Raw genomic sequence first — 25039 nt, 5'->3', positions numbered from 1 at the left:
TTTCGATTTTAATGGTTCCCCAGCAGGAACGAAACGCAAAAACCGATTTCCGGTTTTCCCACTGGCATCCCACAGACGAACGTCTAAAATGAGATCAGACGCGTCCACTTCCTGAAACGTCTTTGAGTTGCCCTGTCATGAATCTTGAAACCCAGACCGAATCGACCCCGAAACCTCCGCGCTCCTGGCGGCAGTCGCTGCCCGGCGGCCTGCTGGATAAACCGCAAAACGGAAAACAGATGCTCGTTTATTATGTCTCACGGGTGCTCGCGTTTTATGTCATCGCGATGCTGGTGCTCATGCTCGCACAACGGCGGCTCATTTATCAGCCGACCCGCGTCCCTGAACTTTCGACAGATCAGACCGCTGCCCCGTACGGCATCATCCACGAAATCACCACCACGACCGACGACGGCCTGGACCTCAAAGGCTGGCACTATCTCGCGGGACAGGTCGCCTGTACCGATCAGGGGGAGTGCGATGCGGAACTGGCCAAAGGCCGCCCCGTGGTGATCCTGCTCCACGGCAACGGAGGCAACCGCCTGCATCGCGTGGAAACCTGCCGTCTGCTGGCCAGCCTGAACCTGCACGTCTTCGCCTTTGACTATCGGGGCTACGCCGAAAACCCGGGCAGTCCCTCGCAAACCGGTCTGCTCAACGATGCCCGCGCCTTCTGGAAATACGCGGTCCGCGAACGCAAGGTTGACCCGGGCCGCATCATCCTCATGGGAGAATCGCTGGGAGGCGGCGTCGCCACCTTACTCGCCAGCGAACTCTGCGAGCAGCATACGCCGCCGGCCGGACTGATTCTCCGTTCCACCTTCAGCTCAATGGTTGATGCGGCTTCGCACCACTATCCCTGGGTGCCTGTCTCCTGGCTGCTCTGGGATCAGTACCCCAGCCAGGCGGTCATCCCCAACATCGTCTGCCCGCTGCTGATCATTCACGGCACCGAAGACGAAATCGTCCCCTACAAGCTCGGTAAAAAACTGTTCGACGCCGCACCGGCTTCCTCGGAGACCGGGATTCCCAAGCAGCTGGTCACCATCGAGCGGGGCAGCCATAACGGACTGATGTATGAAGCACGCCTCAAACTCCGTGACGCCTACGACGACTTCACCCGCGAACTGTTTCCGGCAGTAACCAATCACTGAGTTGGTCTTAAAGCTTCCACAACCCGAGTTGAGATTTCTCTGTTTTTTTTGCAATCAACGGATGAAAGCGGGCCACTACACCGGTTAAACTGAAGCTCATGGATATTTAAAGAATATTAACTTACGTGCCCCTGCAAATCTGTGACCTTGCAACTTGAAACCCTGAGGCCTCTTATGAACCAGCTCCGGAATGCTTCCCACTGTCATCACTTCTCGCGCCGCCTGCTGATCGCGTACTTGCTGCTGCTGGTTATGGCCTGTTTCCCCGGGATGGTATCTGCCGCCGAGTTGATGGCGGGAGCCGCCAAGGTGGATATCACGAACCGCGATGTGCCCCTGGTGAATGATCCGCTGTATGTGAAGGCCCTGGTCATCAAAGAGGGAGACAACACCGCCGCCATCGTCACGGTGGATGCGGTCGCCATCGGCGAAATCGGTTCGATTACCAACGAGTACCTCGACAATGTCAGAGGGCAGATCGAAAAAGATCTCAAGATCAAGCCGCAGAATATCATGATCAACGCCAGCCACTGTCACGGCATCGTCTGTAACGACGTCGAACAGCGGACGGTGCAGGCGATTAAAGCAGCCGCGAAGAAACTGGTGCCCGTCAAAGTCGGGGTTGGCACCGGTCACGAAGACCGCGTCATGGAAAACCGGCGGCTGTTCCTCAAGAACGGGAAAGAAGCCGACGTGCGTCACGCCTATTCACTCCCCCCCGATGAAGAAGTGGCCGGCATCGGTCCCATCGATCCGGAGATCGGCATTCTCAAGCTCGACACACTGGATGGCGAAACCGTGGCCGTCGTGTATAACTTCGCCTGTCACCCCATTCAGGGTGTACCCAACAAGGGGAACACCGCCGACATGAGTGGGCTGGCGTCTCAGGTCATCGAAGACAACCTCAGTAAAGATACCATCGCTTTGTTCGTGCAGGGATGTGGCGGCGACATCAACCCGGTGCAGTACAAAGACGTCGACAATCCCCGCGACGCTGAAGTCCTGGGAAACATGCTCGCGCTGAGTGCCCTGAAGGCAATCCGCAAAATCCAATGCACCGAGAACAGCGGCCTCAAAGTCATCAACGAAACCCTCACACTCCCACGTTCCAACAATGAAAAACGGATCGCGGAACTCAAGCAGGAACAGGAGCAGCTGCTCAACTCCCTGCAGGGAACCAGCCTGAACCTCAAAACATTTCTGCCGTTGATCGTGAAGTACAAGCTGTATGAAGAGAGTCCGTCCTACTATTCGCACCGTTACATGCTGGAACAGAAGCTGGGACGCGACGGCCTGAAAAAGCTGGACGCCGAGAACCGCGCCAACATGGAACGCTACATCAACAACATCTACAAGATGGAAAAGATGAGCCGCAACAAAGCGAATCTGCGCCTGCTCACTAAGCACCAGACCCGCAACCAGGCCGCAGGCAAAACCATCGACGTGGAAGTGGTCGCCTTCAAGCTCGGCGACTTCCGCATGATCACCTTCCCCGCCGAACTGACGGTCAACATTGGTCTCAACATCAAGCAGAAGTCACCGTTTGAAAACACATTCGTCGCCGGCTACACCAACGGCTACAACTACTACGCCCCCACCGCGGATCAGCTGAAGAACGTCGGCAACGCCCAGGAAGACAGCGACTGCCTCTTCGCCCCCGAATGGCAGGCCATCTTCGAAGCCAAAGCCCAGGAGATGATCCAGCAGTTGAAGTAATTCTTGAATCTCACTTCACCAAAGGTAGGGGTAGCCCTGTGTGGCTACCCGCAGGAACGGCGCGATCTGGTTTTGTTTTACGCACGGTTCAACAGTTCCCCATCACCTGGCAATCTGTCATCGAACACCACCAGGCGGGCGGACACACAGGTCCCGCCCCTACGGTTCAAATTCACCATGAAAGAATGGGTGAGCCCGAATGCAATTCGGGCCGAGCGCAGCGTGCAGGAAACTGACGGTGGGATCATGCAAGATCAGAACACAACTGCGCTGCTGACGCCAACTCATTTCGGGCTGGGTTTTCGTGCGAGCGACTTACTTCTTCTTAATCGTCAGCCACAGATAAGGCAGTTCGAGATCGGGCTTCGGGCGGGCCGTGTTGCGTTTGGGGCTGATCCCTTTGATGACCGCGGTCGCAGTGTGCTGCTGCGATTTGTCTTTGACGCTCGTCCCCTGAATCACCAGCGGCCCCTGAAACGTGACGTCTTTCTTCGCTTCCAGCTTCAGCTTGACCGACTTGCCTCCCTTGTCCTTCACTTTAGACACGACTGGTTCGCAGGTCACTCCTTCGGGCAGCCCTGCGATGCTGACTTCGATGTCATCGCTGAAGCGGGGGCTCTGGCGATCGATGGTCACGTCGATCTCCAGCGGTTTGTCGCCTGCGGTCAGCGTGTACTGTTCGTTGGCAGCCTGCAGGGAGAAGTCCGCTTCCGTTGGCAGAATCGAAAGCAGGTACACATAGCGGAAGCCGCCATGCTCGAAACGGTCGGTTACCTGCAGCCGGTATTCGCCGTCCGCAGGAATCGTATAGTCCAGTGCAGCATCGAAGTAATTCCGGCGAGGATCGTCAATTTCTTTGAGCAATTTGCCCTTCGCATCGAAGAGTTTCACAAACGGATCAAGCGGGTAGCCCAGTTTGTGAGAATCGACTTTGAAGGTGAGCTTCTCGCCCTTTTTCGCAGTGAAACGATAAACGTCAATCTCCTGTGCAGCGGCCACTTTCCCCGTCACCGTGGCAGGTACCGTCAGTTGCTGACCTGCCTCAGACTGCGTCTCTTTCGTCTCCAGCACCACGGGTGTCGTGCTGAGGGGAATCGTCAGGTTGTTTCCCAGTTCCGGAGCGCTCAGCAGCGCATCCTGGCTCAAATCGGAAACCGCAGGCATCAATGTCTTGAGCTTGTCAGACAGATTCCAGCCATCCAACGTAACCGGCTGTGCCGTTGAGGGATGCCAGGCCAGGGGCAGACTGTGATCGACGAACGGACCCGTGGTCAGCGTCAGTCTATAAATGTAAGAGGCGGCGCCTGCAAAGCGGATCGTACTGTTAGGATCAGCGGGAAACGCGAACGTGCGGATATAATACGTGCCCTCTTCGGGAGCGGTAAAGACAATCCGCGGATCGAACCACAGGGTATCGTCCATCTGCTTCAGCACCGTTCCCCGATGATTCAGCAGCTGCAAGACGCCATCCATGGGAGAACCCAGTTGTTCGTTGGCGACCTGTGAGGCGATCAGCGTCTGCCCCTGCTTCAGCTTGACCTGGTAGATGTCGACATCACCCGCCTTAGCCAGGACGCCGTTAACCGTTACCGCTGTTTGTTCAATTTTCTGCGCGTGCTCCAGATCTTCATTCGGTTCCGCGCCTGTCACTTCGGGCAGCGTTCCCACCAGGAACGGTCGAATCTCAGAAGCCCCTTCGGCATTGTGAAAGCGGAGCCAGTACAAACCCGGTTTCGCTTCAGCAGTGATTTCGACCGTGAACTGTTTCTCTTTTCCCTTGGCCGGCTTCTCGGGGATCTCGATTTTGAGACCCGGCTGCGACGTCCAGACTGAAACCGGCTGTGTCCCCAGGGTCTTGTCGACACTGACTTCAACCTTCTGTCCGACCTGGCCTCCCGCGGGAGTCAGGTAGTTCACGCTGGGTGGAGCCGCAATGACGCTCGTCCCCAGACTGAATACCAACGAACAAGAGAGAACGACGGACAGAATCGGGGCGTGGCAGGACATTGGTAAACTCATTCTCAGTCGAAGTGCGGGCTCGGATTAAGCGAACAGTTCCGGAATCGGTGTCGGATCGCTGACGAGGTGCGACGGACGACCTTCCGGCGTGTAGAGCACCTTGTCGGGATCGATACCCATTTTGGTGTAAACGGTGGAGACAAAGTTTTCCGGAGAGAGCACTCGTTCGACTGCGGAATAACCGGCCTTGTCGGTGGCACCCAGTGCCAGTCCGCCCGGTGTTCCACCGCCAGCCATCAGAACCGACATCGCGTTCGACCAGTGGTCGCGACCGCCACCCGGATTGATTTTCGGCGTACGGCCAAATTCACCCAGGGCCACAACCATCGTCGTATCCAGCAGCCCCCGCTCATCGAGGTCTTCGATCAACGTGGCGATCGTGTTTTCAAAGGAAGGCATCCGGCCATTGAATGTTTTGAACAGACTGCCGTGATTGTCCCAGCCCCCTTCATACAGTGTAATGAAAGGCACACCCGCTTCCGTCAGACGACGGGCCAGCAGGGCACGTTGACCGAAGGAGCTGCGACCATACTTATCGCGTAGTTCGGCAGGCTCGCGATCGATCTCAAACGCGGTCTGTGCTTCGGTGGAAGCCACCAGGTTGTAACCCTGTTCGTAGTATTCATCCAGGTTCAATACCGGATCACCGGCGACTTCGTCCCGGATCCGCTTCAGCTGATCAACCTGTTCCCGCAGATCACGGCGGGTTTTGTATCGGGCATCGGTCAGACCGCTGGGCAGCGCCAGGTCACGTACGCGGAAGTTGGACGAGTTCGGGTTGTCCGACATCACGAACGGAGCGTACTTGGCTCCCAGGAAGTTGGGTCCGCCAGACCGCGACATCCGCGGCATCGAGAAATAAGCGGGCAGATTGTTGGTGGTCGGCTTTTCGTGTGCCACCACCGAACCCATACTGGGGTGGAAGCTCACGAAGGCACCACAGCCCACGGGAATTCGTGGCGGGGCACCGGTCATCATGTAGTGGTTACCGGCACCGTGGTTCCCCTGGTTGTGACGGATCGAACGGATTACCGAGTATTTATCGAAGATCGATGCCAGCCGCTTCATGTGCTGGGAGAACTGGACTCCGGGCACCTTGGTGGGAATCGGGTTGAACTCACCCCGAATTTCAACCGGTGCTTCCGGTTTGGGGTCGAAGGTTTCGTAATGCGACGGACCGCCGTCCATCCAGATCAGGATCACGCTCTTGGCGGTCGCCTTGCGCTGGGGAGCATCGGTTCCTTTGGCCTGCGCCTGCAGACGCAGCAGATCCGTCAGCCCGAGGCCGGTCATGGCACCCAGGCCCAGCTGCAGGCAATTTCGTCGTGTGATTCCATTGCAGTTTTTTGAAACGTTCATCATTTCTGATCCTGTTCGAATAGATGTCAAACAATGTTTCCTGGTGGAGCAGGGGACGTCAGTTTTTGAAGAGGTATTCCGGCGTATTGAGCAGGGCCCACATCAGGTCTTCAATCACCTGCTGTCGGCTGGCGCCTTCCTCTTCAAACAGGGAGCGCCCCAGTCGTTTTTCTTCGATGGTTGGATATCTTGAATAAGCCGTCAGATACAGTTCTTCCATAATCTGATCGGGTGTCATTTTACTTTCGGCCCACTTCGCACTATTCGCATTCTTGGACTGAATGCGGGAATAGAGGTCACGGGAATTCATCATGTGCAGCACCTGCACGACCGTGGTATCGGTCGTCCGCTCGCACGGCGGATCCTGGTTCGGGTCGGGGCGACCAAACGAATCGAGGAAGACCGAGCTCACACGATGCGTCCAGATCTGTTTGGCCGTTGAATCCTTGGGCATCGCTGAAAATGTATCGGGCACGCCGATCATTTCACTCACGCTGTCCAGCAGAACTTCGGCCCGCAGACGCTGACGGTAATGCCGCGAGTAGTTGCGGGTGTCGCCCACATTGGTTTCATTGGGAATTGCACTCAGACTGTAAACGTGCGACAGCACGATCGTCTTGATGTATTGTTTCAGATCAAATTTCTGCTCCCGGAACTTCTGACCCAGGGCTTTGATCAGCGGCTTGTTCGAGGGAGGATTACTTTCGCGGAAATCGTCAATCGGCTCGACAATCCCCCGTCCCATCAGGTCGGCCCAGACGCGGTTGGCATTCACTTCGGCGAAGAAATGATTCTGAGGCGAGATAATCCAGTCTGCCAGAATTTCGCGTGGATCCTGATTTTCTTTAAGCTCAGGCACTTCGCCAAACAGGGGGCGTGGCGGCAGGACTTCGTTGGTCAACGGGTGACGTACGCTACCAGAGTTGGAGGTGAAAACCATCTCCTCAGATCCCGAAATCGGGGCCGAGATCCCGCGGCCTTTACGGCCGATTTTTGCGAAGTAGGCTGCAAAGCTGTAGAAATCTTCCTGACCCCAGACTTCGTTGGGGTGGTGATGACACTGGGCACAGCTCAGTCGAATTCCCAGAAAGAGCTGACTGACAATCGTAGTGAGCTCTTCAGGTTTGCGGCGATCGCGGAACATGGTTACCGCGCCGTTGTGCCACGTTCCTCCCTTGGCGGTCAACAATTCGTGCGTAAACTGATCGAGAGGTTTGTTCTGATGAAACGACTCGCGAATCCAGGCATCATAATTCAAGACGGTCTTGATACCCACATGGTACGGATTGGGACGCAATAAATCGGCCCATTTGTTGGCCCAGTGATCGCCGTACTCGGGCTGCTCCAGCAGATAATCGACCAGTCGCTCCCGCTTGTTGGGGGAGGGATCCTGCAGGAAGGCCCGTGCTTCTTCTGCGGTCGGCGTACGACCAATGATGTCCAGTGAAACCCGACGCAGGTAGGTTGCGTCATCTACCGGATCCGATGGCTTCAGACCGTATTTCTGCAGCTTGTCCCAGACCAGCCCGTCAATAAAGTTATTGCGGGGCAGCTTGGCATAGTATTCGTCAGCAACTTTGTGGTCGGAAGGAATCGTCACGCTCAGCGAAGCGAATTTCCCCATGTACCGGGCCATGATCGAGGCTTCACCCATCAGTGAGCCGGCAGTCACCAGACCGTGTTCGTCTACGGAAACGTAAACGCTTTCGCTGGACATGAACTCCGCCAGATCGGTGATATCCCGGGTCGAACCATCGCTGTAATGCGCGGTGACGACCATCTGCTGCTTTGTTTTCGGCAGCATGATCCGTTCGGTCGGTTCTGCGGAAATCTTGACGAGTTCGGGAGTCCCTTTGACTTCACGGGTCGCCCCTTCAGAAATCCAGCGTTCGAGCAAGGCATAATACTGACCGTCGGCGGGCAGTTTTTTACCACCGCCGTGAGGAACCTGTCCGGATCCCTTCAGCAGCACCAGACTTTGTTCGGGCGACAGCGGCGAAGCCCGTCGTCCCCGTGATTCCTTAACCAGGGCGTTATAATCGTAATTGGGATCGAAGGCGAACATCGACAGCTGGAATCCCCCCTGACCACGCTGCTTCCCATGACAGGAACCGCCATTACAGCCGAAGCGGGAAAACAGGGGATGGATGTCCCGCTCGAAATCGAGCAGGGCCTGGCGGTCGAAGTCTTTCACCTGAACCGGAATATTAATCTTCTGCGCACCATCGGTGACGGTGACCGTCGCGGATCCGTTCGCCAGGGGCTTGATCACGCCCTGGGCGTCAACCTGCACCACAGCAGGTTGCTGTGATTGAAACTGCACATCGCGGGTCAGGTCGACAAAACGCTTGTCCTGCTGACGCGTCACGATCAGTTGCTGACGGGAACGGGGTCCATTCAGTTCAACTTTATCCGGATAGACGCTGACCTTTGATTCTGCCGGGGGCGCTGCTTGCGCGGAAACAGCGGAGAGCAGAATCAGGCAGCCAAGAACATGATAGAGTAGAGATTTCATCTCGTCTTTCTATCCCAAATCAAAGGAAGGATACGCTGTGAGGTTTGGCGGTAGTAGCGCTGCGGGGGAAAGTCGGGCAGGTCGTCTTCAAGACGTCAGATATATATTCAGCAACCCGGCAAGCACTGCGGTATCGATAGTTTGGGCGCCAACTAGTATCTATTGTCTCTTATATTTCCTATTCGTCAACTTTCATTTAACAACTTTATTTATGAAACACCGCTTAGGATACCTTCCCTGAGCTGCAAAAACTACCCCTTATCCCCAAAAATGAACCGTATGTATACCTGTCTGGCGGCAAAAATGGCTGTTGTAATGCTTAAACCAGCTTTTCCAGCTCCGATCTGACGTATCCGATCCGATCTGTGATCGCAAAATTCGAATTCCAGGGCTGCGGAAACAGAATCGCCTGTCCGCCATGTTCCCGGAATTTATCGATATTTTTGTGCTGGTCATCAATTAACACGACATCTGGTTTCGCGAGCAGGTACTTCTGAGTCCCGATCATGAAGTCCATATACAGCGGCTCCTGGAAGTGCTCCCTGAGCCATTCCACCTTGGCTGACGCACAGGCAGCGCTGCGACTGGGTGAGGTGCTGATGGTGAACGGCGCCGTCTCTCTAAGCAGTGTCAGCAATTCATTCAGCCAGGGATAAGGCGGGAACTCAGCCCAGAAACGGCCCCCCAGTCCGTCGACCGGTTTCCAGAATTCGTCTTTGGTCATGCCCAGCACACCCGCGTAGTCGGCTTCCCCGTCCGGCCACTTGTCTGCCAGTTCGCGTTGACCATGCAGTTCGAGGATCGCGCCCATGAAATCGGCGATCACGCCATCCATGTCCAGTAAGATATGTCGTACAGCCATGCTGTTTTTTCGCTCCACTCCGTAACTTTGGTTATAAAACAGTAGGATTCCCCATCGAGCATATAATAAACTGGAACTGACAACCATTGTGGAAGTCTTTATTAACCAGGATCGAAATACTGATGACCAACTGGATTCCGCTGGGCGATGTTTCCGAGATCAAACCCGGCAGCCGAAAACTATATACCCTCCAGGGCACCGAGATCGCCGTTTTTCATGTCGCCGAACCGGAACAGCCGGGAACCTTTTACGCGATCGACAATGCCTGTCCGCATCAGGGTGCCACGCTGATTGAAGGCGAAGGTTGCGGCACCGAAGTCAACTGCCCCCTGCACGACTGGACGTTCGATGTGGCCAGCGGCGAGTGTCTGGATTTCCCCGAGTTTCCGCTCACCCGCTTTGAACTGAAACAGGAAGCCGATCTGTTGCTGATCAATGGGGACGCGTTTGCAGAAGCAGAAGCACTCAACCTGTTCCTGGTCCGCTACAGCGTCATGGGCTGGGTCGATCACTTCGCCGCGGACGCCGAAACGAACTATCACCACCGCGATCGCGTCATCCTGCAGACCAGTCGCGGCGAAGAAGTCGGCGAGATTCTTTCGTCCTTCTTACCTCCAGACAAAAACAAAACCCCCGCGGGAACGATCCTGCGCGAGTTCACTCCCCTCGATCAGGAACAGTTGCCCGGACAGGGAAACGTCAACACCCAGGTCTTCCACGACTGTCAGCAGTTGATTCAGGAGCGGGGCATGCCTGCGGAAATCATCGATTGCGAACAACTGTTTGATCAGCAGACAGTCGTCCTGTATTATCTGGGCAGCCGCCTGCCGGCCCTGGAAATTCTGGCACAGGAGCTGAATGCCCGCTATCCCTGGCGGATTGTTTTTCACCCCGTCGACGAAGCACCTGCTGCTTCGGGCTGCTCCAGCGGCGGCTGTGGCTGCGATCAGAAATAATCACCAGACTCACTTAGACCTCACCCCAACCTGCCAACCTCACACCACGGACATCATCATGAGCAATCCCATCAACCGTCGTTCGTTCCTGGGCTCGTCACTGGCGGCGACCGGCCTCAGCGCCGCAGCGGCTGCCTCCCTCTCCGCCGCAGAACAGACCGCAGCCAAAACCGGCAAAACTCAACAGCCAATTCGTAACGACAAGATTCTGCATGCCCGCCAGGTCGCCCTCGATATTCTCAAGCCGACCCAGAAAGAGCTCGAACACGGTCTCGATCTGCACGCGAATTCGCTCGTCTTCGATTCCTACGGCTTCGCTCCCCGGGCCGCCATCGATGGTGATAAACTCGCCGCAGCCATCAACGACCACGCTTCGACCGCGGAACTGCAGGACCTCCGCGAGGACATGTCGATGACCCGCTGCGTCACCGATCCCGCCGAACAGCGCGAATTCAAAGAAGCCTTCGATGCCGCCGGCGTAACCTGTATCTTTCAGAACGCCGGCGAGGAAGGACAGGACCCCATGCGACTCATCAAGCGACTCGCACGGTTCACCTACACGACCGACATGCTCGCCGATTTCGTTCCCAAGGCGATCACCCCCGATGACATCGAACAGGCTCAGAAAGAGGGACGGCACTGTCTCTATCTCACAGGTAACGGTGTTCCCCTCACACAGCAGTGGGAAACGACGACCGACGAAATGAAATACATGCGGATCTTCTTCCAGCTGGGCATCCGCATGATGCACATGACTTACAACCGCAGGAACATGCTCGGTGATGGCTGTGCCGAACCGGCCAACGCGGGACTCAGCGACTTCGGTCGCGAAGTCGTGCGGGAAATGAACCAGCTCGGCATCATCCCCGACGTCGCCCACTCCGGCTGGCAGACCAGCCTGGAGACAGCACAGGTTTCCGAAAAACCGATGGTAGCCAGCCACTCCACCTGTGCCAGCCTGCATCACCACATCCGCAGCAAACCAGATAATGTGATCAAGGCCATCGTCGAAACCAACGGTCTGATCGGCATCTGCTGTATCCCCCGTTACCTGGGAGGCAGCGGCGATATCAGCCGACTGATCGATCACATTGATTACGTGGTGAAGAAATTCGGCATCGATCATGTCGCCATCGGCACCGATGTCGCTTACACGTCCCGCAACAGTTCCCTGGAAAACAAAAAGGTTCCCCGGGCACCCCGTTCGCGGACTCCCTGGCGCAGCCTGTGGCCGCCCGACAGCTTCCGCACGACCTCCGAAATGAGTACCAGCGTCTCCTGGACCAACTGGCCTCTGTTTACCGTCGGCCTGGTCCAGCGAGGCTACTCCGACGAAGACATTCAGAAGATCATCGGCGGTAACATGCTCAGGGTCTGTCGCGAATCACTTTCCTGAAATGAACGACGCTCCTCTCTGAAATAAAGAACACGTCATGCGCATTTTAATCACCGGCGCTGCCGGCTATGTGGGACGCTATTTCAGTCAGCACTGGCAGACGGACGACGAACTGGTCCTGGGTGACATTCATCCGAACCCGGACGACGCCCGCTGTATCCCGCTGGACATCACCGATCCTGCGCAGACCCGGGCCGCCATGCAGGGCATCGACGCCGTCGTGCATCTGGCCAAACAGGCGGACGAAGGCCCCATGGAAGGGGATGAATTGAACAATCGGCGCTTTGACGTCAATCTCAAAGGGTCCTTCAACCTGCTCGAAGCGGCCCGCGATGCGGGTGTCAAACGCTTCATCTTTACCAGCACCATCATGACGGTACTCGGCTATCAGGCACCGGAGTGGGTCGCCTCGGATGCAGCACCGCGGCCCGTTGGTTCGTATGCCCTGACGAAGCAACTGGGTGAAGTGATGTGTGCGCACTACGCGCAGCAGCACGGGATGTCCATCGTCTGTCTGCGGATTCCCAAGCCGATCGACCTGGATCATCCGCTCTGGAAAACACATCCGCTCCGGCCCCAGTGGGTGCCGTTTCCGGATCTCCTGCAGGCATATCAGAAAGCGGTAACCGCGTCGATCAAGGGCTGTGAAGTCATCACCATTGTCGGCGAAAGCAAACAGCGCCGCTGGGATCTCAGCAAAGCCGAACAACTGCTCGGCTATCGACCGACGCTGATCCCGGAAGAGCTCGGCTACCAGATGGGCAGCGAAGACCAGCCGATACCGGAAGAATCAAATTACGCGTGAGCAGATTTACTGCTCAACACGGCAATAAGGAAGTGCCTTCTCGAGCTTGGCGATGCCCTCTTCGGTGATTTCGGTACCATCGATGTAGAGGGTGCCCAGATCCTTCAGCTTCTTCAGCGAGGTAATGCATTTATCGGTCACGCTGGTGTTCCGCAGATTCATATCAATGATGTTTTCCAGCACTTTGATTTCTGCAATCCCCGCATTTCCGATTTCGGTATCGTTGAGTTCCAGCCATTCCATGTCTTTCATCTTGGCCAGATATTTCATTCCCTCATCGGTGATCTGCGTGTTGCGCAGCCAGAGTCGCTGCAGTCGGGTGAGGCTCTTGATCTGCTTCAGACCTTCATCGGAAATCTGTGTGTCCCGCAGTAAGAGTACGCGGAGCTTTTTCAGACCTTTGATATGAGCCAGCCCTTCATCTGTAATCTGGGTTTCAGAAAGACCCAGTGTCTCCAGGCTTTTCAGATCAGACAGATGAGTCAGTCCATCGCCCGAGATTTCCAGACCGGTCAGGTAGAGTTCCTTCAGACTGTCCAGACCTTTGAGGTGCTTCAGACCCGCGTCGGTGATCTTGGTTCGCGACAGGTTGAGCACTTCCAGGTTGGTCAGCTTTTTGAATTCCGCCAGCCCGGTATCCGTAACGGGGATACCGTGCAGGGAAACTTCCCGCAGGCTCTTGAGTGACTTGAGATGCGACATCCCTTCGTCGGTCACCTTCGAACCCGAGAGATCCAGCTTTCGAAGTTTATTTAGCCGACCGAGGTAAACCAGCCCGTTGTCGACGAGTTTGGAACCGGAAAAGGAGACCTGGGAAATATTCCCGTTGTAGTCCATCTTCAGGTTCGCACTGATTTCCTTCAGGGCTTTGATATCTGTTTCCAGAGTTGATTCCTGGGGAACTTCTTCCTCTGAACCAGTGGCAGCTTTGCTCATTGTTTAGGCCTGTTTGGAATTGAAAAGTCTGACTCTGATCAACGTGAAGCGGCTGGGGATCGACTCAGTTTTGTGCTCAAACCGGGGAGATTGTATACACCCGAGCACACCCCATCCGTACACATCGCTTCATTCACCCGGATTTGGTACCGAGTATAATATACACATAATTCTGCAATTTCGCATGTGAACGAACGATTTTTTTCCTGTGGAATCCCCCCGTATCAGGCGACAAAATCACTTTGAGGGCATCTGTTTCCAGTCCAGGTGACGGAAAATGAAATCAAATGTACCCTGACCATTGATGGTATGCGGGCCATCGAAGTATTCAATTTCCGTTCGATCGCCGATACCCATCTGCGTATAGAACCGTCTGACCTTCGCGTATTCGGCGGCCACCCATTCATCGGGGGCGACTCCGTCATTGTGTCCCCGCTCCACCATGAACGGACGCGGCGCCATCAGGTACGTGAGCTCCGCGTAATTCGCCACGTGCCCCATGTTCCACTCGAAGATTTCATACTCGCCATGAAACACATAGCTGTAGCGATGCGCGCTGTCGGCATTTTTGCGGACCCATTCATTGAAGTCTCCCGAACAGATCGAGAAGACGTACTGCTTCACGAAGGGGGGCACACGTACTGCGGTCTTGCCGCCGTAAGAGAGGCCGTAAAATCCAATCCGCTGCTCATCCACAAACGGCAACCCACTAAGCCACTCCAGCGTTCGTTCGTGCTGGGGAATGATGTAGCTGTAAAGCGACCGCTGCAGCGGGTTCGATTTCCGCTGTAGTGTTCGAAACCGATCGCGGCCTTTATACGGGTTCTGCGGAGCATAGACAATGAGCCCCCGCTTCACTAACTGCGCGCTGAAGTTTTTATATGCGGCATACGCCCGGTCTTCCGCCTGGATGGTATCCATGGGCGTCCCCTCCAGTCCGTGCTGACAGACGACCACAGGCCGTCGTTCACCCGGCTTGAGATCACGGGGAATCAACAGAATCCCGCCAGCCACAATGTCAGGCTGCACATCCAGCATCACTTCGTAACCCACATACTGATCCTCATCCAGTACCTTGCGGGTTTTCACATTCAGCGGAACCGCCTGCTCAGGCGCAGGCAGGCGACCGATCAGTTCGTCATAGACTTGGTTTCGCAGTCGGTCAGCATCCTTTTCCCACAACGCGACCGACGTGTATTTGCCCGGCTGCCACTCTGTGTCCCGGTAGCGGGCCGAACGATTAAGTAACTCCTGTGTGAATTCATTCATTTCATTGAACTGCTGCTCCTGCCGAGCTGCGGGGTCGACCTGAATAGCGTCCTCAGGGAATTGTATTATGACAGGCAGGAGATGCTTCCATTTGTCTTTGATGCGCAGACCTGACAGAAAGGTAGTCAACGCCTCGATAGACCCGGCTGGTCCGGTTCCCCCATCCGATAAGACCAGCGACAGGTTCCGTTGCAGACCCAGCTGTTCGAACACGGGAAGTGTCCGCTCAAATTCCGCTTTCACAGACTCCGGTTTCGCAATCTCTATCACGCCGGGCGCTGCAGAGGCCCGCTGCCCTTTTTGGGGAGCAGGCGGTCCTTTCACAACCGGCACCGCACAGGCCTCGATCACGCAGGACCGGGGCGCAATCATCGCCGCGATTTCCGCATCACCGAATTCGGTCAGCTGACTCCAGACATTACGATAAATGGGCTCCTGCCAGACCTGTTCCCGCTGCTGAAAATAGCCGGCCACCCACGTCGCTTGAATCCGATAGTCGGCAGCCCCGCTGAATAACGCCAGCAATCCACCTTCACCCACTCCGACCACGCCGACAGGTAAGATGCGGCCTTCCTGTTTGTCGAGCCGCTCAAACTGATCGACGGCCGCCAGCACCTTCTGCACTTCATAACCGATCACATGCCGTCCCATTTCGAACGCCATGCGATAAATAAACTCGCGGTGCGGCTGATTGGTAAAGAAGACCTCAGGGTGACCGGAATGTTCGGCATCGCGACTGATCAAAGTTGGAATTACCACCTGAATGCCGCGCGCCGCCAGTTGCAGTGGAATCAGACTTAACTCGGGGGCGCCCGGTTTCAGGTGAGTAAACATCTCCGGGGTCCAGTCCGCATCGGGAAGTGCGACCACACGGGCTTTGATCTCTCCCGTGGGCTGCAGCAACAGTCCCGTCGCCGTCATCCCGTCCAGAACCTGCCAGCGGACGGCATGGATCTTAAAATTTGAGTCGCCATCGACAGCGAGCACAGATGACTTTTCGGTTGTGCTCAGCAGTTCAAAACCGGGACCACTCACACGCGGATCAACGGCACCGATAATTTTCTTGAACCGCGCACGATTGTCTTTGATGCTTTCGATGAACGCCGCATGACTGGCGAAATCGTAGTTCCATTTTTGTGGACGCAGCTGAGGCGACTCCGCCAGTGCCCGCAGTGCGTAGGCGTCGATGCCCGCCACCATATGCTCGTCGAGGGGCACGCTCAGTGTCAACGGCGCGGTTCCCGGCAGGGGATCGGGCAGATTCAGTGGCTGCGCAGCCACGAAGGACGGAAACGGAACGAGCAATAACAGAGCCAGCAGAGGGGACGGGAATCGCATCGGAACACCTGATCGAAAAAGGAAAGGCAGCGTCGGCCCGCTTTCACGAACCGTCGCTGCCTGGAATGAGTGCCTACTTCGCTTTGTTGCCGAACAGCAGGATTTCATCGAAGTTGCCGGTATCATCGAACGAACCGATGCCCACCTGTCCGGTCAGGAAGGTCTTGTCGGTTGCTGTCATCACCGGTTCTTCCATGTTGTCGAAATAGACTTTGATCGCGCCCGTTTTGGTATCGCGGACGATGCGGGCGTGATGCCATTCGTCGTCCCAGTCGGTCCCCGGTGTCGTCTTGGTTGAGATCTTGGTGCGGGGCTTGTCGTTGACAATGAAGATCTGGTTGGCGTGATCGTCGGTCTTCTTACCGAGATGCACGTAATAGAAATGGGCATCGTCCTGGTAATCGAAGAACAGGCAGAGGTCCCGGTGTCCGTAATCGGGAATGGTTGACTGCAGCTTGACATCAAAGACGAAATCGCTGACCTTGATGCCCTTCAGCAGGGCCCGGTTGTAAGGCGAACGGACCGGCGGCTCGAACTTGCTGCGTTTCTTGAACAGGCTGAAGACATGGTTGTCCCCCTGCTTGATCATCTTCCAGGCTTTGTCGTCTGTAGGCAGCCAGTGATCGGAACTGCCCGACTGGAAGTTCTCGTGAAACAGTAAAGGCAGCCCCTGCATGCTCTGCGGGATCTGATCTTTCTCAAATGTCTTCAGTGGAGCCGGCTCTTTAGCCTCGACCGCGGTCAGGCATGCGCCGGAAATCGGCAGCAGCCCGCAAGCCAGGCTGGTGATAAGGAGGGAACGCAACATGAAAATACTCCTGTGTCTGTGAAAATCTCCGGCAGGCGGTCAGCATCAGAAATGCACCAGACGTACCGGATGAGTTCGAAATTCTGATTCAGATTCAGAATCTATCAGACAGGATCAGCTGCCGTTTTTCAAGCATCAGGCTGGCGATCGCGGGGACGTGGACGCTCGGCACCCGGTTTCCGGTCCCCCGGCTCATCCTCCCGGCTGCGCTCTCCCCGCCCGCCGGGACCATTTGGTCGGCGACCATTGGGATTCAGAAAGCGACCGCCGCGCGTTCCGCCATTGCGTTGACGGAACGGGCCTTCGATCACGCGGCCCGGATCTGCGCCAGCGGCCATCCTGGTGATGACCTGCATCGTCTCCCGGGTATTCTCACTCAGGCTCCGGCGGACTTCTTTCGTCATATGATCCCTGAGGTACATGAATTTCAGCCGTTCCTGAAGTTCTTCAGGAGGATGCTTGAGCAGTTCGTCTTTGTCTTTACTGCTCAATGTTTCGAAAAATTTCTGCAACTGGTCTTCCGGCACCGTCAGCTGATCCAGTTCATCGCGGACCGTCATGATCCACTGGTTTAACAGCCCCTTTGCCAGTACAAATTTCACCACAATCCGCTGGCGATCCGGTCGAATCATTTTCAGATCGGGGCCATTGAACAGGTCCCCGCGGCGGTTGTCAGAGCCCCCCCGCATGTCACCGGATTCCCGTATGGGGCGATACTGATTTTTCTCGAAGAGCGCGAACACCTTTGTGACGACATCCTCTGCAGGCCAGTCAGCGTCAAGTTCTGCGGCTGCTTTTCCCTTCTCCTGACGTTTGACCTGTGTCGCGGTCTGCAACACGGCCAGCGAACGTTGAAATTCCGTTAACTCTGTTTTGGATTTCGGATAATTCACCGGTTCCGGCAGACTCTTTTCGAGAGTGCTGATCATCTCTGCAAATAGCTCAGGGGAAGGGGGCTGAATACGGAACAGGGCCCGCATCACCGGATCCCGGCTGTCGATTTTCAGGATCTTGACGACTTCGAAATAATTGCGATAGCGTTGCCAGCGCGAGCTGTTCTGATGCTCTGCGCGGAACTTGCGGATGAGGGCCATGCGCGCTTCCGGGGTCTCCGCTTTCCGCAGGTCTTCCTGTTCCCAGGGAGAGAGCGTGCGGACCCAGTCCTCGTAACACCGCATCACGCGATTGAGCTCGGGGCGATCCTGAATGGCTTTATGAATTTTACGGTAGCGGGCTTTTTCCTCGGGAGACAGCTTCTGGAACTTCTCGTAGTTGCGTTTGAGCTGCGCACGTTCTGCAGGAGACATCGACTCGATTTTTTTGCGATTGTCCTGCTCCGTCTCTTCCGATCCCGCCGCCCCCAGCAGCAGCATCCCTGCGCAGAGCAGGGCCAGCGCCAGTCCGCCGGCGCGCATCGTCAGCAGACCAGCTCCCGAGTCAACTCCGGAACGGGCGGTGACGGTGAGGCCTGACTGCGGTTTACTGCTGCGCGGTTTCATCGAAGGTCCCCGACTTTGTGAGTTCTTCCAGGAATTCCAGACTCTGCACTTCCGAGTAAGTGTCGAGATTCTCAATAAACGAGAGCTCCCTGATCAGCGGATCGGATTCGTCCGGCACCCACTGATTGGTAATCAGATATCCCACGAAAATCGAACAGGCCAGCCCCACGATCCAGCCGGCTGAGATAGCGGCTTTGCGGAGTTGCGCCCGTGTCTTTTTCGTCATGCCGAATCCGGATGGCTGCTGATCCTGAGCGGCCTGGGCTTCCAGTTGAACGGTGCGAATGCTCGAGAGGGTTTTGTCGGTGAATTCCTCAGACGCCCTGGAGATCGGCAGACGATCCAGCATTTCCCAGGCGCGCTCCAGCCCATCGACGCGCGCACGCGTGGACTCGTCGTTCGAGAGCGCCTGCTCGACTTCGATCGCTTCCTGCTCGCTGACCTCGCCATCGAGGTAAGCCACCAGTTTCTCGAGTTCCTGTTCTGTAATGTCTTTGCTCATCGCACGTCTCAACCGTTGATATGTTTTTCCAGTTGCACCCGTAAGTTTTCCCGGGCACGTGACAGTAATGATTTCACCGCCGCCTCGGACAGCTTCATCGCAGCTCCGATGTCGGCGTAACTCATCCCTTCAAATTTGTGTAACAGCACTGCCATCTGTTGTCGTTCGTTCAATGTTTCCAGTGCCTGGCGGACCACCGCCTGGGTCTCTTTCAGTCCGATCTGACGCGAGGGCATCATCCCGGATTTTTCCATTAACAGCTGCTCTTCCGGACGCATTCCCAGCGGGCCGGAATCGTGGGGATTGAGGGCCACCTCTCTGCGGCGTCCCTTGTTGCGGCGGGAGTTGCTGGCCAGGTTGTTGGCGATGCGAAACAGCCAGGTCGAAAATTTCGCCTTCGGCTCATACTTGTCGCGTGATCGATAAATCCGCAGAAACACTTCCTGCGCCAGATCTTCTGCTGCCTCCTGATTGCCCAGCAAATGGCAAAATATGCCGACGATGCGGTCCTGGTATGCTGCTACCAGCTCAGTGAACGCACCTTCATCGCCGGCCTTGGCGCGCAGCATCAGCTGTACGTCAGGGTCCCGTAAGTATGGTGAATTCATGATCTCAGTAGTAACCACAGCTGACTTCAGGCTCCCCTCTATGAGGCCAGTTGCCCCACGTGTATTAAACACACAGCGTAACACAAAGTTTCTCTCAGAGTTTGGGAGAAACCCGCTTTTTAACTGTTTCGCTGCACGATTCTAACGGTTATCGTCGCTAAACCCGGCAGTGAACACAAGCTGTTCCCGAATGAAAATTACATTTCGGAACCGCATTCCCTGCTGTAATTTATTTTAGCAGGTAGTCGCCCACAGTGGCCTGGTTATGATAAGATAGAGTCTTCCGACTGATTTTCTGACCTGGTTTCTCGCCTCCTGCCAGTCCCCTGAACCCGCCGAGGACGGTCCATGACGTTAAATTCGCTCCCTTTGAGTTATTGCACGAACGTGCATCCCGGCCTGACAACCGCGGAGATTCTGCAGAAACTCGATGAATTTACCCTGCCGATTCAAGAGCAGCTGGGATCTCCACTGGCCGCCGGTCTCTGGCTGGCACAACCAGTGATTGAGGAAATCCTCTCAGAGCCAGAAGGCATCGCCCGCTTCGCCGAACAGCTGCAGCAGCGCAACCTGACCTGCTACACGCTCAACGCGTTCCCCTACGGCAATTTTCACAGCGAACGCGTCAAAGAGAATGTCTACCTCCCCGACTGGACAGAGCCCGAACGGCTGGAATACACCAAAGGCTGCGCCCGCGTCCTGGCGGCACTGTTGCCCGAGGGAGTCGAAGGCAGCATCTCCACGGTCCCCCTGGGCTTCAAAGGCTTCGAACATCCCCGCGACTTCAGTCAGCAATGCGTCGACCAGCTGATTGAGCTGGCCGTCTTTCTGAAACAGCTGCAGGACGAAACCGGACGCACCATTCGCCTGGCCATCGAACCCGAACCGTTCTGCGTGATTGAATTCACCCACGAGCTGATCGTCTACTTCGAACGGCTCTACGAACGGGCCGCCGACAAACAGCTGCTGGGCGTGGTCCGCGAATTTATCGGGGCCTGCTACGATATCTGTCACCAGGCGGTGGAATTCGAAGACATCCCCGGCTCGATCCGGCAGATCACCCACGCGGAAATCCGCATCAACAAAATTCATATTTCCAACGCCATCGAACTCAACGACCCCTGGAATAACGAAGCAGGACGCACGCAGCTCGCAGACTACGCCGAGCCCCGCTACCTGCACCAGACCATCGGCAGCCTCAAGAACGGCGACCTGTACCGCATCCCCGACCTCGACCGCGACTTCCTGCTCGATCCGCATCCCCGTCTGCAGGAAACCGAACGCCTGCGGGTGCACTTCCACGTGCCCGTCGACGCGCAGACCCTGGGACCGCTGGGAACCACGCACCGCGAACTGAAACAGGCACTGGCCACGGTCAAGGAACTCGACTACGCGCCGCACCTCGAAGTGGAAACTTATACCTGGGAAGTCCTGCCCGGCGATCAGAAACCATCGCTGGTCGACGGATTGACGCGCGAACTGCAGGCCGCCCGCAAACTGATTGATTCGCTTTAATCAACTGAAGTCAACTATCATGCGTGAGCTATTACTCGAACTCGAACAGGCCGTCCAGCAGCAGAAACCCGTCTGCTACACCTGCCTGGTGGAAACCCGGGGCTCGACCCCGCAAAAGCCCGGGGCCGCCATGCTGATTTTCAGCGACGGTTCCCAGGTGGGAACGCTCGGCGGCGGTTGTGTGGAAGCCGAAGTTAAACGCCGCGCACTCCGCGTGCTCGATTCGGATGCCCCGGAAATCATGACCTTCCAGCTCGACAACGATTACGGCTGGGATGACGGCCTGATCTGTGGCGGACGCATGAAAGTGCTCGTCGATCCGGTACGCAATGCTGATGACTTACAATACTTCCGCACGATGCTGCAGCAATTCGACGCAGACCAGGGTTGTACCGAAGCCATCGTCCTCAATCCCGAATCCGCCGCAGGCATCGCCGAAACCGATCGCTATCTGATCAACGCGGATGCCGAGATCGTCGCTTCGCGGGGCAATCCCCAGCCCCCCGCGCAACTAAAGGCCGGCCTCAAACCGATCCAGAATCGACCCCGGCCTTACGTCAACGCGGGCATCGCCTATCTGACCTTTCACCAGACCTGCCAGCTCATCGTCATCGGCTGTGGTCATGTGGGACAGAAAGTCGCCGAACTGGCCAGCGATGTTGATTTCGAAATCATCGCCGTCGATGATCGCCAGGAATACTGCAACGCCGAACGCTTCCCCTCCGCGAAACAGCTGATCGTCGGCACCTTCGATACGACGCTGGCCGACCTCCCCATCAATCGGGATACCTTCATCATCATCGTCACACGGGGACACAACCACGATGAAGAGGCCCTGGGTTACGTGGCGCAGTCACCCGCCCGCTATATCGGCATGATCGGAAGCCGCCGCAAAGTCAAACTGATCTTCGAGGACCTGATCCGCATGGGCACGCCCCGCGAAGCCCTCGCCCGCGTCCACGCACCGCTCGGTTTTGAGATCGGCTCACAGACGGTCCCGGAAATTGCGCTCAGCATCGTCGCGGAACTGGTTGCCTGGCGCAACCTGGATGAAGTGCCCGTCGGCTATCAGCGGACCAGCCTGGTGGAAGAATTGAAAACTCCCGATCCGGCCTGAAGCTTCAGGTCGACATCATCATGACAGCCGGTTACTCTTCCCAGTCGTCGGGATCTTCGAATTCCTGCTCTTCGGCCTCGAGGATTTCGTTGGTTTTGGCATCGCCGCGACGGAAGACAGCCACCACATCTTCGATGGGCACCACGTAGAGCACGTTGTCCGGTTCGAAATCGACGGGGATCGCTTCGCTGGGGTTAAACAGGACCTTGTCGTACTTCTTGATCGGGAAATCATCGTCCCGCGCAATCTGCACGCTGATCTCCACCACCCGGCCGGTGATGTTTGGAATTTCCGCTTTGTCGGGGAGCACAATCCCCCCTTTGGTCGTCTGACGACTTTCATCTTTGCGGATGAGAATTCGCATTCCCAGTGGTTCAACCCAGTCTGACACTCATATCTCCCAGTCTAAAATCAATAATTCACAAACGCCTGTGGCGCTGAAGTTTTACGAAAATAAGCAGTTTTGCCCCAGATCGCAACACAGACAGCCCTCTAATCATAGGCCATCTTCACCCCGAAAAGAACCCCGAAAATCAGGTGTCCGCCCCGGGATACGCACGATTTGCCTGTAAGCGGGAAAGAAATCCGCGTCCGAACTCCCTTCCTCACACGCACATCCCCCAATATTTGTGATAGAGACCCGCCACCAGTGCGAACTGACCACTCGAATTTCCGAGTCCCTGTTGCATCGCCGGTTGATAATGTAAAATGTACCTCTATAAAGAAAGTAACGTACGCTCTGATTCACACTCTGGGAGCTGTATTCACAATTTCCCGTACTAATATTCAGGAGACCGACATGGATAAGCAGACAATGATTGACAAACTGAATGAGGATCTGGCGAGCGAACTGGCCGCCATCATCCAATACACTACCTATGCCGCCAAGGCCACCGGACCTTACCGTCCGCAACTGACTCAATTCTACCTGGCAGAAGTCCCCGATGAACTGGGACATGCACAGTACCTGGCGAATAAAATCGTCGCCCTGGGTGGCGAACCGACCACCGTTGCCGGCAAGGTCAAAGCAGCACACAGCAACCGCGAAATGCTCGAAGCAGTCCTCGCTGCCGAAAAAGAAGCGACTGCCGGCTACACCCAACGGGCAAAAGAAGCCGAAGAACTGGGCGACAAAGGCATGGCCGTTCAGCTGGAAGACATGGTCCGCGATGAAAGCGGTCACGCGGAAGAAGTCGAACGCATTCTCATGGACTGGCCACTCTAAGCCAGCCCCTGACAGAGTCTCAAAAACAGACCCGTCCGCGTTACTGCGGGCGGGTCTGTTTTTTTTTGTCGACTCTCAGTTCGTCAATGTCCCAAAGAAGAACGGCATCAACTGATGACCTTTGGGCAGCAGCAGGTTGCTGGCACCAGCGCTGACTTCGTCATACTTGTTGGACTGATCGGGACGCACCTTGGTTCCACAAATGCCGAAGGGCACATAGCCGTGGCTGTGCGTTTTCGTTCTGAGGAACGTCGGATGATCGGGGCAGACCAGAATACGATAATCGCCCTGTTCCCGCAGATATTCGTGTACCGGCCCGACAATGTGCTGGTCGATATTTTCCAGAGCCTTGATCTTCTCGTGCACTTCCCCTTCGTGCGAGGCTTCGTCGGTCGCTTCCACATGCACCACAACGAAGTCCGTATTCTGCAGGGTCTCAATCGCGGCACGTCCCTTGGCGGCGTAATCGGTGTCGGTGTAGCCGGTGGCGCCTTCGACTTCAATCACATCCCAGCCCAGCAGGCGTCCCAGACCACGTAACAGGTCGACGGCGGTAATCACCGCGCCGCTCTTGCCGAACTGTTCCTGGAACGGCGTCAAAGCCGGGCGGCTCCCCTGGCCCCAGAGCCAGATCTGCGTCGCCGGCGGATGTCCGTCTGACCGCTTCTGATTCAACTTCGCTTTGCTGAACAGCTTCTTGCTGCGTTCCATCAGATCATTCAGCAGCTCGCCCCCTTTGCCTGACGGCAGGTCCTGCGCGATCGGCTGATCGGTCAGGTCGTGGGGTGGAGTCGTCGATGTTCCCCCATCGAACGGTTGATCGTCGGCGTCTTTGGCCCGGTAGACGAGCAGGTTGCGGTAGCTCACTCCCTGGTGAAACTCCCACTGCGGATCGTCGGCGGTCGCTTCCTGTAACAGGCTGATCAGTTCCGCACCGACCTCGTTGGGCAGCTGAGATGCGGTGAAGCTGGCCATGTTCCCTTTGTCGATCGTCACGAAATTGCAGCGGATGGCCCAGTCGTGCGGACCCAGCTCGATTCCCTGGGCGGCCGCTTCCAGCGGAGCCCGTCCCGTATGAAAGACCAGCGGATCGTAGCCGAACAGGCTCATCGTCCCCACATCGCTGCCCGACGGCATCGACGCCGGCACCGTGTCGGTCCGGCCCAGAATACCTGCGGACACAACTTCATCCATGTGCGGCAGAAAGGCAGCCTGCAACGGGGTCTTGCCCCCTAATGCGTCCTGCGGTTCATCCGCACAGCCATCGGGAATTACGAGCACATATTTCATGTTTTGGGACACTTACTCTCAGGCGGGATAGAAAAAGGAGTCAAAATAGACCTGTCTGGTCCTCAATATCCTGAATTTCCAGCCCGCCCGCAAGGTAACCACGCCACGAATTTCTGAACCCACTCCTATCAGACATGCCTGTGACAGAAT

At 56.3% G+C, this 25039-nt stretch carries 20 protein-coding genes; 8 read left to right on the top strand and 12 right to left on the bottom strand.

Translation table 11 applies throughout. From position 1 onward, the window contains the following. Nucleotides 1-137: 137 nt before the first annotated feature. Both RID21_RS08770 and RID21_RS08765 read left to right on the top strand, forming a co-directional pair. Nucleotides 138-1154, top strand: a complete 1017-nt coding sequence (locus RID21_RS08770; protein WP_350188260.1) for an alpha/beta hydrolase — start codon at nucleotides 138-140, stop codon at nucleotides 1152-1154. Between the two features lie 174 nt (nucleotides 1155-1328). After that, nucleotides 1329-2870 (top strand): hypothetical protein, encoded by a 1542-nt coding sequence (locus RID21_RS08765; protein WP_350188259.1) that lies wholly within the window; start codon nucleotides 1329-1331, stop codon nucleotides 2868-2870. A gap of 315 nt (nucleotides 2871-3185) precedes the next feature. On the opposite strand, the gene RID21_RS08760 is transcribed toward RID21_RS08765, so the two are convergent. The 4 genes from RID21_RS08760 to RID21_RS08745 form a co-directional block, all read right to left on the bottom strand. Next, the gene (locus RID21_RS08760; RefSeq protein WP_350188258.1) at nucleotides 3186-4877 is read right to left on the bottom strand and encodes a PPC domain-containing protein; all 1692 of its coding nucleotides are present in this window, start codon (nucleotides 4875-4877) and stop codon (nucleotides 3186-3188) included. Between the two features lie 36 nt (nucleotides 4878-4913). Further along, nucleotides 4914-6251, bottom strand: coding sequence for a DUF1501 domain-containing protein (locus tag RID21_RS08755; protein ID WP_350188257.1), 1338 nt, complete (start codon nucleotides 6249-6251; stop codon nucleotides 4914-4916). Nucleotides 6252-6306: 55 nt separating this feature from the next. Then, nucleotides 6307-8763 carry a DUF1549 domain-containing protein gene (locus RID21_RS08750; RefSeq protein ID WP_350188256.1) on the bottom strand — a complete coding sequence of 819 codons (2457 nt, stop codon included), beginning with the start codon at nucleotides 8761-8763 and terminating at the stop codon, nucleotides 6307-6309. 319 nt (nucleotides 8764-9082) lie between these two features. Next, on the bottom strand, nucleotides 9083-9625 hold the full coding sequence (locus RID21_RS08745; RefSeq protein WP_350188255.1) for a 5' nucleotidase, NT5C type: 543 nt from the start codon (nucleotides 9623-9625) through the stop codon (nucleotides 9083-9085). 122 nt (nucleotides 9626-9747) lie between these two features. Between RID21_RS08745 and RID21_RS08740 the strand changes: the two genes are divergently transcribed. Genes RID21_RS08740 through RID21_RS08730 form a run of 3 tightly spaced genes read left to right on the top strand, consistent with a single transcriptional unit; the run spans nucleotide 9748 to nucleotide 12782 of the window. Beyond that, nucleotides 9748-10581, top strand: a complete 834-nt coding sequence (locus tag RID21_RS08740) for a Rieske 2Fe-2S domain-containing protein (protein ID WP_350188254.1) — start codon at nucleotides 9748-9750, stop codon at nucleotides 10579-10581. Between the two features lie 58 nt (nucleotides 10582-10639). After that, a complete protein-coding gene (locus RID21_RS08735) occupies nucleotides 10640-11977 on the top strand; it encodes a dipeptidase (protein ID WP_350188253.1) in 1338 nt (445 codons plus the stop codon). Between the two features lie 37 nt (nucleotides 11978-12014). Continuing rightward, nucleotides 12015-12782 carry an NAD-dependent epimerase/dehydratase family protein gene (locus RID21_RS08730; RefSeq protein ID WP_350188252.1) on the top strand — a complete coding sequence of 256 codons (768 nt, stop codon included), beginning with the start codon at nucleotides 12015-12017 and terminating at the stop codon, nucleotides 12780-12782. 6 nt (nucleotides 12783-12788) lie between these two features. Here the strand turns inward: RID21_RS08730 and RID21_RS08725 are convergent, their stop codons facing one another. The 6 genes from RID21_RS08725 to RID21_RS08700 all read right to left on the bottom strand — a co-directional run bounded on the left by RID21_RS08725 (nucleotide 12789) and on the right by RID21_RS08700 (nucleotide 19703). Then, on the bottom strand, nucleotides 12789-13718 hold the full coding sequence (locus RID21_RS08725) for a leucine-rich repeat domain-containing protein (protein ID WP_350188251.1): 930 nt from the start codon (nucleotides 13716-13718) through the stop codon (nucleotides 12789-12791). A 237-nt stretch (nucleotides 13719-13955) separates the two neighbouring features. Continuing rightward, nucleotides 13956-16325 carry an alpha/beta hydrolase family protein gene (locus tag RID21_RS08720; protein WP_350188250.1) on the bottom strand — a complete coding sequence of 790 codons (2370 nt, stop codon included), beginning with the start codon at nucleotides 16323-16325 and terminating at the stop codon, nucleotides 13956-13958. A gap of 73 nt (nucleotides 16326-16398) precedes the next feature. Further along, entirely contained in the window at nucleotides 16399-17133 is a 735-nt protein-coding gene (locus RID21_RS08715) for a hypothetical protein (protein WP_350188249.1), read from the bottom strand. A 128-nt stretch (nucleotides 17134-17261) separates the two neighbouring features. Continuing rightward, nucleotides 17262-18632, bottom strand: a complete 1371-nt coding sequence (locus tag RID21_RS08710; RefSeq protein WP_350188248.1) for a hypothetical protein — start codon at nucleotides 18630-18632, stop codon at nucleotides 17262-17264. Beyond that, nucleotides 18613-19134 carry an anti-sigma factor family protein gene (locus RID21_RS08705; protein WP_350188247.1) on the bottom strand — a complete coding sequence of 174 codons (522 nt, stop codon included), beginning with the start codon at nucleotides 19132-19134 and terminating at the stop codon, nucleotides 18613-18615. The genes RID21_RS08710 and RID21_RS08705 overlap by 20 nt, the downstream gene beginning before the upstream one ends. Nucleotides 19135-19142: 8 nt before the next feature. After that, nucleotides 19143-19703 carry an RNA polymerase sigma factor gene (locus RID21_RS08700; protein ID WP_350188246.1) on the bottom strand — a complete coding sequence of 187 codons (561 nt, stop codon included), beginning with the start codon at nucleotides 19701-19703 and terminating at the stop codon, nucleotides 19143-19145. A 387-nt stretch (nucleotides 19704-20090) separates the two neighbouring features. Here RID21_RS08700 and eboE point away from each other — a divergent pair, with 387 nt between their 5' ends. Then, entirely contained in the window at nucleotides 20091-21257 is a 1167-nt protein-coding gene (eboE, locus tag RID21_RS08695; RefSeq protein ID WP_350188245.1) for a metabolite traffic protein EboE, read from the top strand. 19 nt (nucleotides 21258-21276) lie between these two features. Beyond that, nucleotides 21277-22374, top strand: a complete 1098-nt coding sequence (locus RID21_RS08690; protein WP_350188244.1) for an XdhC family protein — start codon at nucleotides 21277-21279, stop codon at nucleotides 22372-22374. Between the two features lie 31 nt (nucleotides 22375-22405). Here RID21_RS08690 and RID21_RS08685 read toward each other — a convergent pair whose 3' ends face one another. Next, nucleotides 22406-22765 (bottom strand): co-chaperone GroES, encoded by a 360-nt coding sequence (locus tag RID21_RS08685; protein ID WP_145193397.1) that lies wholly within the window; start codon nucleotides 22763-22765, stop codon nucleotides 22406-22408. 408 nt (nucleotides 22766-23173) lie between these two features. Here RID21_RS08685 and RID21_RS08680 point away from each other — a divergent pair, with 408 nt between their 5' ends. After that, on the top strand, nucleotides 23174-23599 hold the full coding sequence (locus RID21_RS08680; protein ID WP_145443338.1) for a ferritin-like domain-containing protein: 426 nt from the start codon (nucleotides 23174-23176) through the stop codon (nucleotides 23597-23599). A gap of 75 nt (nucleotides 23600-23674) precedes the next feature. Here the strand turns inward: RID21_RS08680 and RID21_RS08675 are convergent, their stop codons facing one another. Beyond that, on the bottom strand, nucleotides 23675-24889 hold the full coding sequence (locus RID21_RS08675; RefSeq protein ID WP_350188243.1) for a cofactor-independent phosphoglycerate mutase: 1215 nt from the start codon (nucleotides 24887-24889) through the stop codon (nucleotides 23675-23677). Nucleotides 24890-25039 lie beyond the last annotated feature (150 nt).

The sequence above is a fragment of the Gimesia sp. genome, from assembly GCF_040219335.1.
GTDB lineage: Bacteria > Planctomycetota > Planctomycetia > Planctomycetales > Planctomycetaceae > Gimesia.
This window is presented reverse-complemented; position numbering and strand designations above follow the sequence as displayed.

What these genes read in the sequence shown, in the direction of transcription:
- RID21_RS08680 (WP_145443338.1), top strand. Translation starts at nt 23,174, where the DNA reads ATGGATAAGCAGACAATGATTGACAAACTGAATGAGGATCTGGCGAGC.
- RID21_RS08750 (WP_350188256.1), bottom strand. Translation starts at nt 8,763, where the DNA reads ATGAAATCTCTACTCTATCATGTTCTTGGCTGCCTGATTCTGCTCTCC.
- RID21_RS08735 (WP_350188253.1), top strand. Translation starts at nt 10,640, where the DNA reads ATGAGCAATCCCATCAACCGTCGTTCGTTCCTGGGCTCGTCACTGGCG.
- RID21_RS08720 (WP_350188250.1), bottom strand. Translation starts at nt 16,325, where the DNA reads ATGCGATTCCCGTCCCCTCTGCTGGCTCTGTTATTGCTCGTTCCGTTT.
- RID21_RS08700 (WP_350188246.1), bottom strand. Translation starts at nt 19,703, where the DNA reads ATGCTGCGCGCCAAGGCCGGCGATGAAGGTGCGTTCACTGAGCTGGTA.
- RID21_RS08690 (WP_350188244.1), top strand. Translation starts at nt 21,277, where the DNA reads ATGCGTGAGCTATTACTCGAACTCGAACAGGCCGTCCAGCAGCAGAAA.
- RID21_RS08740 (WP_350188254.1), top strand. Translation starts at nt 9,748, where the DNA reads ATGACCAACTGGATTCCGCTGGGCGATGTTTCCGAGATCAAACCCGGC.
- RID21_RS08675 (WP_350188243.1), bottom strand. Translation starts at nt 24,889, where the DNA reads ATGAAATATGTGCTCGTAATTCCCGATGGCTGTGCGGATGAACCGCAG.
- RID21_RS08770 (WP_350188260.1), top strand. Translation starts at nt 138, where the DNA reads ATGAATCTTGAAACCCAGACCGAATCGACCCCGAAACCTCCGCGCTCC.
- RID21_RS08715 (WP_350188249.1), bottom strand. Translation starts at nt 17,133, where the DNA reads ATGTTGCGTTCCCTCCTTATCACCAGCCTGGCTTGCGGGCTGCTGCCG.
- RID21_RS08725 (WP_350188251.1), bottom strand. Translation starts at nt 13,718, where the DNA reads ATGAGCAAAGCTGCCACTGGTTCAGAGGAAGAAGTTCCCCAGGAATCA.
- RID21_RS08710 (WP_350188248.1), bottom strand. Translation starts at nt 18,632, where the DNA reads ATGAAACCGCGCAGCAGTAAACCGCAGTCAGGCCTCACCGTCACCGCC.
- eboE (WP_350188245.1), top strand. Translation starts at nt 20,091, where the DNA reads ATGACGTTAAATTCGCTCCCTTTGAGTTATTGCACGAACGTGCATCCC.
- RID21_RS08765 (WP_350188259.1), top strand. Translation starts at nt 1,329, where the DNA reads ATGAACCAGCTCCGGAATGCTTCCCACTGTCATCACTTCTCGCGCCGC.
- RID21_RS08755 (WP_350188257.1), bottom strand. Translation starts at nt 6,251, where the DNA reads ATGATGAACGTTTCAAAAAACTGCAATGGAATCACACGACGAAATTGC.
- RID21_RS08730 (WP_350188252.1), top strand. Translation starts at nt 12,015, where the DNA reads ATGCGCATTTTAATCACCGGCGCTGCCGGCTATGTGGGACGCTATTTC.
- RID21_RS08760 (WP_350188258.1), bottom strand. Translation starts at nt 4,877, where the DNA reads ATGTCCTGCCACGCCCCGATTCTGTCCGTCGTTCTCTCTTGTTCGTTG.
- RID21_RS08705 (WP_350188247.1), bottom strand. Translation starts at nt 19,134, where the DNA reads ATGAGCAAAGACATTACAGAACAGGAACTCGAGAAACTGGTGGCTTAC.
- RID21_RS08745 (WP_350188255.1), bottom strand. Translation starts at nt 9,625, where the DNA reads ATGGCTGTACGACATATCTTACTGGACATGGATGGCGTGATCGCCGAT.